12 protein-coding genes are annotated in these 12,702 nt (G+C 44.2%); 5 read left to right on the top strand and 7 right to left on the bottom strand.

What is annotated here, in order from left to right; genetic code table 11:
* Window positions 1-26 precede the first annotated feature (26 nt).
* The 4 genes from ACO064_RS02985 (at window position 27) to ACO064_RS02970 (ending at window position 6,192) form a co-directional block, all read left to right on the top strand.
* Window positions 27-797 carry a hypothetical protein gene (locus ACO064_RS02985; RefSeq protein WP_421825930.1) on the top strand — a complete coding sequence of 257 codons (771 nt, stop codon included), beginning with the start codon at window positions 27-29 and terminating at the stop codon, window positions 795-797.
* A 160-nt stretch (window positions 798-957) separates the two neighbouring features.
* Window positions 958-3,702 (top strand): MobF family relaxase, encoded by a 2,745-nt coding sequence (mobF, locus tag ACO064_RS02980; RefSeq protein ID WP_421825929.1) that lies wholly within the window; start codon window positions 958-960, stop codon window positions 3,700-3,702.
* Window positions 3,686-4,084: a hypothetical protein gene (locus tag ACO064_RS02975; protein ID WP_421825928.1), complete on the top strand. Its 399-nt coding sequence runs from the start codon at window positions 3,686-3,688 to the stop codon at window positions 4,082-4,084. Before mobF ends, ACO064_RS02975 begins: the two co-directional genes overlap by 17 nt.
* Window positions 4,085-5,664: 1,580 nt before the next feature.
* The gene (locus ACO064_RS02970; protein WP_421825927.1) at window positions 5,665-6,192 is read left to right on the top strand and encodes a GNAT family N-acetyltransferase; all 528 of its coding nucleotides are present in this window, start codon (window positions 5,665-5,667) and stop codon (window positions 6,190-6,192) included.
* Here the strand turns inward: ACO064_RS02970 and ACO064_RS02965 are convergent.
* From ACO064_RS02965 to ACO064_RS02940, 6 genes are all read right to left on the bottom strand, one after another.
* Window positions 6,189-6,698 (bottom strand): toxin-antitoxin system YwqK family antitoxin, encoded by a 510-nt coding sequence (locus ACO064_RS02965; protein ID WP_421825926.1) that lies wholly within the window; start codon window positions 6,696-6,698, stop codon window positions 6,189-6,191. The two genes, ACO064_RS02970 and ACO064_RS02965, sit on opposite strands and share 4 nt — an antisense overlap.
* 58 nt (window positions 6,699-6,756) lie before the next feature.
* Entirely contained in the window at window positions 6,757-7,554 is a 798-nt protein-coding gene (locus ACO064_RS02960) for a hypothetical protein (protein WP_421825925.1), read from the bottom strand.
* A 467-nt stretch (window positions 7,555-8,021) separates the two neighbouring features.
* Window positions 8,022-8,945: an ArdC family protein gene (locus ACO064_RS02955; RefSeq protein WP_421825924.1), complete on the bottom strand. Its 924-nt coding sequence runs from the start codon at window positions 8,943-8,945 to the stop codon at window positions 8,022-8,024.
* 190 nt (window positions 8,946-9,135) lie between these two features.
* Window positions 9,136-9,612: a JAB domain-containing protein gene (locus ACO064_RS02950; protein WP_421825923.1), complete on the bottom strand. Its 477-nt coding sequence runs from the start codon at window positions 9,610-9,612 to the stop codon at window positions 9,136-9,138.
* A gap of 4 nt (window positions 9,613-9,616) precedes the next feature.
* Window positions 9,617-10,498 (bottom strand): toprim domain-containing protein, encoded by an 882-nt coding sequence (locus tag ACO064_RS02945; RefSeq protein WP_421825922.1) that lies wholly within the window; start codon window positions 10,496-10,498, stop codon window positions 9,617-9,619.
* A gap of 107 nt (window positions 10,499-10,605) precedes the next feature.
* Complete coding sequence (locus ACO064_RS02940) at window positions 10,606-10,797, bottom strand: helix-turn-helix domain-containing protein (protein ID WP_421825921.1); 192 nt, start codon at window positions 10,795-10,797, stop codon at window positions 10,606-10,608.
* Window positions 10,798-11,127: 330 nt separating this feature from the next.
* Between ACO064_RS02940 and ACO064_RS02935 the strand changes: the two genes are divergently transcribed.
* Window positions 11,128-11,352 carry a helix-turn-helix transcriptional regulator gene (locus ACO064_RS02935; protein WP_421825920.1) on the top strand — a complete coding sequence of 75 codons (225 nt, stop codon included), beginning with the start codon at window positions 11,128-11,130 and terminating at the stop codon, window positions 11,350-11,352.
* Here the strand turns inward: ACO064_RS02935 and ACO064_RS02930 are convergent.
* Window positions 11,338-12,588 (bottom strand): tyrosine-type recombinase/integrase, encoded by a 1,251-nt coding sequence (locus ACO064_RS02930; RefSeq protein WP_421825919.1) that lies wholly within the window; start codon window positions 12,586-12,588, stop codon window positions 11,338-11,340. The two genes, ACO064_RS02935 and ACO064_RS02930, sit on opposite strands and share 15 nt — an antisense overlap.
* Between the last annotated feature and the right edge of the window lie 114 nt (window positions 12,589-12,702).

Genomic DNA, 12,702 nt, shown 5'->3' with positions numbered 1-12,702 from the left:
TTCAATTCACTTTAATTCTAACTATCATGAAATCAGGAAAAAATCTGTATTTCCGCTACATGTTTATGCGGAAACATCCCATTCGAGATGCTTTTGATAATTTCTTTATCGCCTTTTGCGCTTATCCGCGTTTACTTCTGGAAGTGTTTATCCGACGTGATTTTGGTCGCAGGTATTTCAGTTTTTCAAGCGCGATGTTCCTTTTTCTAGTGTTAGCGACATTGCCACTAATAGCCCTTTTATTTTTCAGAGATTATTTGCCGCAATACAGTACAGTATTATTTTTTGGGTTATTCAGTACATGGTACGCTTATTTAGCTGGTTTCCTCTATATGTCCATAAAGCGGCGCCAGGAATTGAAAAGGCATGGCAATTTGGATCTAACCTACTTTACCAAATCAAGTGGGTTCGTTCATCCCCGATTTTTGAATTTTCATTTTCGAGGAAAACAGGTTACTCCCCGGACAATTGAAACGGTACTGGAACCCGGTTTCTTCTTTATAATCGGTTTCAATCTGTGGATATTTGGACAACCCTTAGGCCATCTTTTAGCCATATGCAGCATCTTTTATTCCTTGAGTTACCGAGCCGCCTACCGAAGGGGCGATCACTATATATGGGATAAAACGGACGAATGGATCTGCAACAGGGTGTTGGCACCTGCTTTTCTAGAGGGACGCAATGCCAATGAATCGCTTGGTTTTCAATTCCGTGGGCACAGGCCTGCCAATCCTGAAATGCGGGAGCAAATTGTAAAAACCTTCTTCGAAGAAGAGGAAATAGTGGAAGCAATGTAAACACCTCAGCACTGCTAAGGGCAGATGCCTGTCACAAAAAGTCGCTAAGCCGGACCCATCTGCCCTTGCACTGCTTCATTCTGTTTATCCCTGCCTTACAGACGCTAATCAATCGCAAAACAAGCACTCCGGTAAGCCATTCGACTATACACTTTCGGGTATGATTAGAATGATTCAGGCAAACGGTGCTGGGCACGCAAAGGCGTATTTTAACGAAGCGCTTTCGAAGGCTGACTATTATCTGGACGACCAGGAACTGGCCGGACGGATGATGGGAAAGCTAGCGGATCGGTTAGGCCTGCCCGGTCCCGTTGAGAAGGAGGTGTTTCACAAACTGTGTGATAACATCAACCCAGCAACCGGCGGGCCCCTTACCCCGCGTCATGACAAGAACCGGATCACGGGTTATGATATTTCCTTTTCTTGTCCGAAATCCGTTTCGATCCTGCATGCGTTCTCCAATGACGAGCATATCCTGAAAGCCTTTCAGGATGCCGTCCGGCGGACCATGCAGGACATCGAACGGGACAGCAAAACGCGGGTCCGTCGCAACGGTCTGGATGAAGACCGCCAGACTGGCGAACTGATCTGGTCGGAATTCGTCCACCAGACCAGTCGCCCAAAGGACGGCTCCCTGCCCGATCCCCAGCTTCATGCGCATTGTTTTGTGCAGAACGCGACGTTTGACCCTGTTGAAGATCGGATTAAAGCTGCTCGGTTTACCGATATCAAACGGGATATGCCCTACTATCAGGAGCTATATTTTAAACGTTTGTCAGACCGATTAATGGACGAAGGGTACCAGATCCAGCGGACCGCAAAATCATTTGAGGTGGTGGGCGTTCCGCAAAAAGTCATCGACCTATTCTCCAAACGGACTGAAGAAATCGAACGGGTCGCTGAAGAAAAAGGCATTACCAACGCCAAAGAACTCAGCGAATTGGGGGCCCGCACCCGCGCCAAAAAGCAGAAAGGCCATACGATGGCGGAGCTTAAGGCCGACTGGCGGCGACAGGTTAGCGAACTTAGCCAAGACGGGCACGAAGATGGAAAGCAGATTGTCCGGTTTTCCCAAGACAAAAGTAAGGACGATTTGACTCCGCAATTGTGTGTCGATCACGCTTTGGACCATGGGTTTGAGCGATCCTCCGTTGTTCAGGATCGACGGTTACTGGCTCAATCGTATCGACATGCTATCGGCCATCGGTCGGTAACGATTGATGATATTACCAAAGCATTTGCAGACGACAACCGACTTATCCATGTCACTGATAACGGAAAAACGCTCTCGACCACCAAACAGGTTTTGGCGGAGGAACAACGTATGGTCAATCTGGCTCGTCAAGGTCTGGGTAAGCTTAAACCGCTTTATACGAAAGCGCCAGAGCTAACTTTGGAGGGGCAGCAAGCTGATGCGGTCAGTCATATTCTAACGACAACACACCGCGTTTCCATTATTCGCGGGGCGGCAGGTTCGGGTAAAACTACCCTGATGAAAGAAGCCATTGCTCAGATGGAAAAAGCAGGAATGCAGGTTAGTGTTGTCGCGCCGACCTCCCAAGCTTCTCGGGGCGTGTTGCGGGAGGAAGGATTTGGGCAGGCTGAGACTGTGGCCCAACTCCTAACCGACAAACACCGTCAGGAAGCCTTGAAAAATCAGATCATATGGGTTGATGAAGCGGGGTTACTGGGTACGCAAGATATGACCGCCCTGCTCGATCTAGCGAACCAGCAGAATGCACGTTTAATTTTAGGGGGAGACACTCGCCAACATTCAGCGGTCGTCCGTGGAGATGCGTTGCGTATATTGAACACAGTTGCCGGTATTCAGACCGCTGAGGTTAATAAGATATACCGCCAGCGTAATCAAGATTATCGCCAGGCGGTGGAAGATTTGGCGAAAGGGGATATAGCCTCGGGGATTTCTAAGCTGGAGGGAATCGGTTTCATTGAAACTGTCGATCCGGAGAAACCGCATGCGGGCTTAGTCAATGCCTATACGGACGCCATGCGAAAAGGCAAAACGGCCCTGGTTGTTTCGCCCACCCATCAACAAAGCGATGCCATAACGCGAAGTATTCGTGAAAAGCTGAAATCCGACCGTCTCTTAAGTCAGAAAGAAATTCAGGCTACACGTCTAATGAACCTTAACCTAACGGAAGCCGAACGGGGCGATTGGCGCAATATCAAAGTAGGCAACGTTGTTCAATTCAATCAAAATTTGCCGGGTATCAAACGGGGTAGTGTCTGGCAGGTTGAAGCCAGCTCCAAAGATGGCATCATAATCCAAAACGCGGAAAACCAATCGGTTTTCCTGCCAATGGATAAATCCAACCACTTTGATGTGTTCCAAAAAAACGAAATTGCGTTGGCCAAAGGAGATAAAATCCGAATTACCCGCAATGGGTTTGATCTGGATAAAAACCGGCTCAATAACGGCCAAATGCTGGAAGTCGCCAAGGCGAGTAAAAACGGGCCGCTTGTTCTGCGCAATGACATCAGCAAAACGGAATACCGGCTAAATCAAGATTTCGGACATATTGCCCACAGCTACTGCATGACCTCACATGCATCTCAAGGGAAAACAGTGGATGAGATCTTGATCTGGCAACCGGCAGCGACGTTTCCAGCGACTGACGCCAAACAGTTTTACGTGTCTGTCTCGCGCGGGCGAGACCGTGCCCGTATCTATACGGATGACAAAGAGGAACTGATGACCTATGCCCAACGATTGGGCGACCGGCAATCGGCCCTGGAACTGGTCAATCAAAAGAAGCAATCGTCGGACGTGGTGCAGCAGAAAATCCGCATGGATATGCAGCGAGCACCGATCAATAAAGATAAGCCAAAAGAGAAAGCACAGCCAACTCGTAAAATAGAGCGCGATTATGAGCCACGGATTTAAGCTCCGATTTGATCAACTTCGGGAAAACGATCCCACGGATCACTCCGCGCCTGGTCAAATACCAGATAGTGAAAATTTTTACTCGTCGCCAGGACATACCCGGAATTTGTGCCTGATTTGGCCTGATGGACGGAGGTTTTTTCTTAATTATGCGTATCTGGTCGGGGGAGAGTTTGACCCGGAGCATGAGAAAAATGTCATCCGGCTAAGCTTCTCGTCGCATACTGCGAACCTCCAAGGGTACAGCCTCGAATCCCTATTTATGGCACTTTTGGATCACTTGCCCCGGCTGATTTATGCCGTCGATGAACGCTATGTTTTAGAAAACGATCGCAAAGAAGCGATTGTAGTAGAAATGGTCATTGAGAAAAATGACAATTAGATTTTTGATCAATTGGTTCAATAAAAAAGCCGGGTAGAACGAATTCCACCCGGCTTCGTTGGATTATTCCTGAGGTTTATTTCGACGGACTTTCAAGATTGTTTCCGCGCCTTTAGTTGATAAATAAGCGACTCCGACCGGATTAATGGATAAGTTTAAGCCGTTTTGGTCGCTGTGTTCCCAGGCAACTCCCACGTTGAACCAATCGGATTTATCAGTGCCCTCTTTGGGGACTACCACATTAATCTGGTGGGTTGGAGCTTTGGAAGGGGTTTCGTTTGGTGTTGTCATCAGCAAATCTCCTTTGGTTGGTGTTGATGATGGCAGCGACTTTAGCTCAACTGGCTGAGATAGCTCCCCGAAGGCAAAAAATCGATACGCAGTGTCTATTTTTTGCCGAAGTCGCAGATCTTTTTTACAGCGTAAAAAAGAGGGATGAGCGTTACTCAGCCGGTTGAGCTACGCTGACAGCAGGATTCAACGGACAACCCAAAGGAGTATTTTTGATCGAGCCGAAACCGTTTGATACTTGCCCACTGGTTTTGTTGAGTAAATCCCCGCTTAAGGCACTTGTAACCGATGAATTCAACCACTTTTTGTGCCTAGTATGCCCGCCGTAAAAATGAAATGCTTGTCATTGTGGAGTAACGTCAACCTGTTTGCTGAACACCTATCTTGCTTCCTATCAGGAAGATACTCATTCTATCCTAAAAATTAATGTGCATCTGCAAAAGTTCATTGATTACGGTTTGGATTAATCAGAAGACGATGTGATCGAACTGGGGCGCTAGATCTTCGTATCACGCTATGCCGTTTTTTAAAGCTGTGAAATGGCTTGAACGCGCTGTAGCTCCCAAAGTGATTCAACCAACTCAGTGACTGGAAAAACGGCCTGTAGGGGTAAACCTCCCTTTTGCGTTACTCTATAGGCAAACGGAAATGTAGGCTTCCACTTGTTAAAGCTGTTGCACCTAGTTAAGCCCAATAGTCGACCGTCGAGGAGAAGCTGGTTTTGTAAAGAATGGCCACGCTCTGAGGCAACTCGTCGTCTTATCCTCAAAATAACAGGCGTTCACAAAATTGCGGACTTCGGTCTCAGTAGAAAATTCGCGCTAGGAATGAAAACAAAACTGCTCTTGCCCAAAATAACCTACCTGATAATCCCTGCTCATGACATAAGATAGAAAATATGCAGGGCCAATTCATTACCTTTAGTTGTTCAATAGGCTGTTTTAACAGCTAATTTTCACCTTATCGATTGGATTAATGTGGACTATTCGATGATATTTGGCCCGCTTGGTATTTGCAACGAAAATGAGGATGAAGGCCGATAGCCTAGTGTCATTCGATTACTCCATCGGCACGATGGAAATCCATTATCCAGATCGCAAAAATCTAAATGAACTTTGGACAGCGATGCCACTGGCTGAACGTTAACGGACAACAGTGGTATTCAGAAACACCACACAGCCCATTCACAATGTATATGATACATCGTTGAGGGCCGAAAACTGGCGTTAGCACGATAAGCATAAGTCAAAAATATAAAGTCCTGAGATAGTTGGCATGATTAGACTATAATGAATAATCTTAAAAAAACAATGTTGGAAATAAGGAACGCAAAAGCAGAAGATAAAGAAGAGGTTGTTGATTATATTTTGAGCTATAGAAATATATTATATCCAATGCTACCCCGCAATATAATACCAAATGATTTATTGTATTTTGAAGACACATACATAAGTAATGAGAAATCAGCTTTTTTAATTGCAACAGACAAACATAAAATTATAGGGACAATTGGTTGTATTCCTTATAATAATCGGTTTGCTATGTTTGATTATTCTAATTTTAAAACAGCCGAAATCGTTAGGCTTTATGTAGAGCCATCTTTCAGAAGGAAAGGCTTGGGAAATAAGTTATTCGAGCACATATTTAAAATTGCCGAGAAATTCGATTACCAAATACTTTATTTACACACACATCCTTTTTTAAAGGGGGCAACAGAATTTTGGCAGAAAAATAATTTTTTTACGATATTTTTTGATGATAATCCACTTCTACCAACATCTCATATGCAACGGTTAATTCATCGATATCAAGATTAAAATTTTAATCTTGATATCGATATTCGGTTTTGACAAAATGTAGACAAATCTCTTTTTACAACCTCGATATTTTCTTTAAAAGCGTTATATAGGTGGGAAAAAAAATCAACTTCTTCACCAAAATTATAGTGAGTATATTCTATGAGTTTACCATCACCATCATATCTTTTGTATGACCCATGTTCATAACCCTTGTAATAGTTTATTTCTGAGGACAATATTCCATCACCATAGTAGTGTTTGGCAAGCCCGTTTTTTTGCCCATTTATAAATGGGGTCTCACTCGATAAATCACCTGATTCAAAATATATTTTTTCAATACCTTGTTCTAGATCATTCTTATAAGAGCATTCGCTATGTAGATTACCGTTTTCATAATAACTTTTAACCCAACCATCTCTATCTTTACCAGTAAACGGGATTTCGCACGCTAATTGCCCATTATTATAATATTTTTTTATGATTTTATGATTATTATCGATGTGTTCAGTTATAATTTCTGTCATTTCTATCATCCTTGTAAAGATCATTTTAACAAAAGATTATAGAAAATATCGTCTGCTGTCAATATTTGTGAAAAATTTCTTCTTCTTTTACCCCTTCAAATTCAAAAATGATATCGAGTTTTTTTAGTATGGCTACGTAGGATACTGTTTTTGCATATAAGCTGTAGTTAAATGTATATTTATATTTTTGTTTGATTTCTATGTTTGGCGTATAATATTGATCACTAACCTTCGCTATTTCATATAAAAAATTGCGCCACCAACCATAATAAAATAACCGACATATTCTTATAGTCTCTTTACTATCTTCATATGCCACTAAGGTAGAAAAGAAGTCAAAGAGATCTCGAACATTTTTTATATCTTCTCGGAAATCATTATCTGAAGACATTTCTGATTCAACATCATTAGGCGGAAAAGCAGACGCGATGTACTTTTCTTTGTAACCTTTTTCGTGAAACCATTTTCGTCGAACTTCCCACGCTGCGTATCTTATCTCAGCAAATTTTGTATCTGTGAATTTTTCAAATAAATTTAATGTAGCCTGACTCAATTGCCTTCTATCAGTGTCTCTAAAAATTTTGATAGATACAATCAATGATAGAAAGCCCGCCACTGAAACTCCAACTTGTAAAGATTTTTCTAACTTTTCGAATTGTGTTTTTGAAGAATCAATAAAATTATACATTAAATAGCTTGAAATAGTAAAAAATAGAAAAGCTATAAAAGCCCCCATTAAATATGTAAGTATTTCTATAAAAAATTTATCTCTACGTGTATTTGTAATAATATAGATAGATACTATAAATAAAATAATGAATAAAAAAGCTATAAAGACCCAATTTATGGATATCATAATATTTGTGAATAACTGTTAGTTTGTTTAACTTTTTCTGCTTTTAAATTCCGCTATAGTCTGGTCATACAAACTTGGGTGAATATCTCTTAATTGCTCAACATATTTTTTATTAATGTATGACGGGAATTGGGCCAATGCTGTTGGGCTATCACGAAGCTTATGCTTATAATTAGCTAACCCAGTCTTAAAAATAGATAGTTTCAACTACCAAGCGGGCCAAATATCATCGAATAGTCCGCATTAATCCAATCGATAAGGTGAAAATTAGCTGTTAAAACAGTCTATTTGAACAATTAAAGATAATGAATTGGCCCTGCATATTTTCTATCTTTATTTCATGAGCAGGGATTATTAGGCAGATTATTTTGGGCAAGAGCAGTCCTATTTCAGTTCTGACGCGAATTTTCTACTGAAGCCGAACCCGTTCGATGTTCACCCACTGGTTTTGTTGAGTAAATAATCATTTAAGATACCTGTAACTGGTGAATGAATTCAACAGCTTTTTGTGCGTGGGATGCGGCCTGAAAGATAAAGCGTTTATCGTCTTTGAGCACGTGCAGCCAGGATTGGATGTAAGCGGCATGATGCGTTTCCGGCTGCGGTTCAAAACCAAGGTCAGCGGCCAGGAAGCAGGCTCCGAGTTCAGCGACAAGTTCTTCTTTGGCATAGCCTTCATCACCATAGCGTTTTTTGCCAAAATCCCGGTTCAACCGCGCCGGGGTTTTCGTCCAGTGGCAAATTTCATGCGCTAACACGGCGTAAAATCGCATGGCCGTTTCAAAGCTTTCGAATGGCGGCATTTGAATCCGGTCGGTCGCTTGTATGTAACACGCTTTGGAGCCAGTATAAATATCGGCTTTCGTTTGCGCAAAGAAACATTCCAGTTTCGGATCACGCCAATTCTGTTGCATAACAGCCGGTTCCGGGGTTTTATAAAAGGCATCGGAGAGCCCTTCGATCTGAGACGCATTGAAAACGGTGTAACATTTGAGAAAGGGAATCTGGCTGGATTTGACTTCGCCATTGGCATCTTCCTCTTCCCTGGTGAATTTGTCGGTATAGACAATCTGAGTGCCCTTTTCGCCTTTGCGGACTTTTGCTTTCATCTCAGAAGCTTGTTTGAAGGTCATCCAATAGGGCGACGTATAGCCTTGTTCACTGGCGGCATTCCAGAGAATGAGCGTGTTAATTCCGGAATAAGGAATATCATTCCAGCGTAGTGGGCGCATGACTTGACCGGCTAATTGTCCGGAATTCCACGGCTTACGCCACGAGAGATTGCCTTGTTCGAGATCGGCCAGAATCTTGGCCGTGACCCGGGCGTAAATATCTTGTTGAGGCTGTTTGACTGATGTTGATGCAGTTCTGCGGATAATCGGTTTGGTCATGTGTTATGCTCCAATGGTTTGGGTTATAGGGACTGAAAAACACGGCGGCTTAGCGAGCGAACCGGCTAGAATTTTGTTTCGCGAGGAAGGCCGCAGGCCGGGGAAAATTGTAGTTGGTGAGCAAGTGGCGTCGGGTATATACTCAAAAGCAACCCAACCCTTGGCAGAATGAAAATTGAACCAGTCACCGTTAGCGGGGCATACAGCCCGCATCGGCAAAGGAGAAGTAATTACGCGGTGTGACGATCAGATGATCCAGAATGGTAATGACGAGCAACTTTCCGGCCTCGGACAGTTTGCGGGTCAGGACCAAATTCTGGTCACTGGGTTGCAGGTTACCGGAGGGGTGGTTGTGCGCCAGAATGATACCAGAAGCATTGGCTTTGAGAGCTGTCACAAAAATCACTTTGGGATCGACAATACAAACGGCCATACCGCCCGTGGCAATGTCGGAAACCGCCAGACAGTTATTTTTCCGATCCAACAGCAAAATTTTAAACTGTTCCAACAATTCCAGCTTGTTTTCATCCCAGGCTTGGCGGAGAATTTCGTAAGCGGTAGCGGAACGGGTAATCTGAATCCGATCCTGATACGGTGTTTTGTTGCGATAGCTGATTTCAACTTCGTTGACTGTAAAGAGCGATTGAATATCAAGTTGAGACATCATCACCTCACAACATCAAAGCCAGTTTATGCATATGCCAGGCATTGACATCCTTATGCGGGGCATAGACCTTATTCATTGTTATATGGCGCAAACCCGACTGCGTCTGGCAGAACTCCGTTAAAACAGCGGTGGCTTTGGTGCCAGCCTCATCATGGTCCATCCAACTATAAAGTGCTTGGTAGCCGTAATTCTGGATATATGATATGGCCTGTTTCAGACAGGACAACGAATTGAGAATGATTGCATCGTCTGTCAAGCCGTTTCTCTGCATCTGGCAAACGGCCGACAGATAATCCATGAAGCCTTCAAAAAGATGGATTCCTTCGGGCTTCGGTACCTGACCACGTACAAAGCTGATAGCTTTGGGACGTAAGCAGCCTTTAAAGAATGGATTACGCAATTCAAAGCCACCTTCTTCATTCGGAAAGCCGAGCGCAATGAAATACTTGCCGGTTCGTGTATTGTGAACGCGAAATTCTTTCAAATAGCGGCAAGCGATGTCAAGCGGAATGCCACGCTTTTGGAGATAGTGCATCAGTCCCACATGCTGGATCGGCTTTTTCGATTTAAGGATTAAAGCTTTACTGTCTTTGTTGAGGTCTTCTGGTCGATAGATTGGCGCACCGACATAGGGAACCAAACCCATGTTGTTAATCCAGCGTAGCGCATCTGATACGGTATATTCTTCACGCGTAGCTTTTAGGTAAGCACAGACAAAATCAACTAGATCACCCCCTATGCCTTCGCCGAAATCGTGCCATTGGTTGGTTTGCAGATTGACCTGGAAACTGGCCGTTTTTTCAACTCGTAATGGGGACAGATACCAGGCGGTATGCTGAGTAATCCTTTTTCTCACTGCCTGTAACTTGTCCAGAATTTCGGGCATAGGTATTCTATTCGCCTGTTCTATATTCATGCGATCTCTCAATGACGGATAATGTGGGTTGCCGAATCTTATGAACCGTTTAAGGCGAACGATTCATGATCTGATTTCTACGCCCTCAGGCGTTGTTCGAGAAACTTGTCCAGATCGGATAACCGATACCGAACGGAACGGCCTACTTTAATGGGTTTGAGATCATAACGTTTGGTACAATCCCAGACGGCCAGGGTGCCGGGAGAAACGCGGAGGTATTTAGCGGCACTTTTTCGATCCAGAAGCGGCTCGGGCGGTTTATGAGGCATTTAATATTCCTTTTGATCGGGAATCTGCACCGGTTTTGATGACAGACCCGACAGCTAAAGCATTTTAGGAGAGCCTGTCAATTTAATTATAGGTTGATTAATAAATGATAAATTCGGTTTATGCTCGGGTTGAAATTATGTCTCACGCTCCCGCAAATTTTCATTCTAGTCTCACCACTACTGCTGGATGTATCGATTTGAGTCGATCTATATTTTTTGGAGTTTATTGCTGGCTAATGCCCGTTAACGAAACGCGTTCCTTTGTCCATCCTTGTCAGAAGCGTTTTATAGAACGTTTCTGAAAACCCTATTCTAATCTCAGGAATCAGCATGAACGAGTTGACCACGCATCCTCCATCGCTTTCCGGTTTTTTACGACTGGAGCAGGTCCTCCAACTCATTCCGGTGAGCAAAGCGACTTGGTGGAACGGCTGCAAATCGGGTCGCTTTCCACCACCTTTTAAATTGGCTCCGCGCATCACGGCTTGGAAAGCCAGTGATATTCACCAATGGATCGAACAGGTTGAGAATTCGAAGGCTTCAAGAACGAATTAAGGCTGCTGGGCGGCTAGCAAAAACACGCTGTTCAATTTTGGTAACTCTCGCTGAAGCAGAAACCGAATCGATATAATCCGCCCACGACTGCATCATTTGCGTACGCTCGGCCAGGAATTGTGCTCGATCATAGGCTTTATCGACTTTGCTTTTCGGCTGGTGAGCTAGTTGACGATCAACCACCTCATGGCGATAACCCAGCTTCTCTTTGATGGTACTCATGGCTAATGACCGAAACCCATGCCCGGTCATCACTTTTTCATACCCTAACCGCCCTAAGGCTTTTAAAAGCGTGTTGTTGCTGATGGGCTTATTTTTCCGAAAGGCGCTGGGCAAGAGATAGCCTTGTTCTCCAAAGAGTTCGCTGAGTTCTTGAAGAATCGAAATCACCTGATGAGACAGAGGAACAATATGAGCTTTGCGCATTTTCATGCGCTCAGGTGGAATACGCCACACGTGATTCACCAGATCAACTTCCTCCCACGTTGCGTTGATGAGTTCACTGGTTCGGACAAAAGTGAGCAGCATCAGTTTGAGGGCTAGGATAGTTTGTTTAAAAAGTCGGGCATCGTTGACCTCCATTGCTTTTAACAACTTCGGCAATTCATCGACTTCAATGGAGGCAAAGTGCCCTTTGATGTATTTCTTTAGAGCCCCTTTCATGTCAGCAGTCATATCGCGATCAGCTCGCTGGGTAATCACCGCGTAGCGCATGATCTGCCCCATCATCTGTAGGACGCGGTGGGCCAGATCATTACGGTTTCGATCTTCGACCTTTTGCAGGCACGTCAGAAGTTGCTGAACGGTAAGCGAGGCAACCGGCTGCTGACCAATAAAGGGGAAAATATTTTGTTGCAGACGACTGAGCACATTTTTAGCGTAACTGGCCGACCAGGTCGGTAAATTGCGGTTGTACCATTCCATGGCGACTAATTGCACGGTCTGTGCCTGTTTGAATTGGGCGAGCACTTTTTCGTCTTTTTTTTGTTGGCCGGGGTCGACACCCGTTTCTAGGGTTTGTTTCGCGATGTCTCTTTTTTCCCGGGCCTGAATGAGCGTTACACCAGGGTAAGTGCCTAGCGTTAAGAGTTTCTCTTTTCCGTAAAATCGGTATTTCAAACGCCAGACCCTCTTGCCGGTAGGCATGACATGCAGGTACAGCCCACCAGAATCGAATAGCCGATAAGCCGAAGGACTCGGTTTAGCTTGGCGACAGGCCAGATCGGAGAGTGACATGGTTCCTCCTGAATCTGGGGGTATAATTTTGGGGCACTCAAATGATACCCCAGAATTTACCCCCAAAACGGTCAGATTTAGTTATTTTACGTTGGATTACGTTAGACCATTAAA

The organism is Larkinella sp., assembly GCF_965227735.1.
Lineage (GTDB): Bacteria > Bacteroidota > Bacteroidia > Cytophagales > Spirosomataceae > Larkinella.
This window is presented reverse-complemented; position numbering and strand designations above follow the sequence as displayed.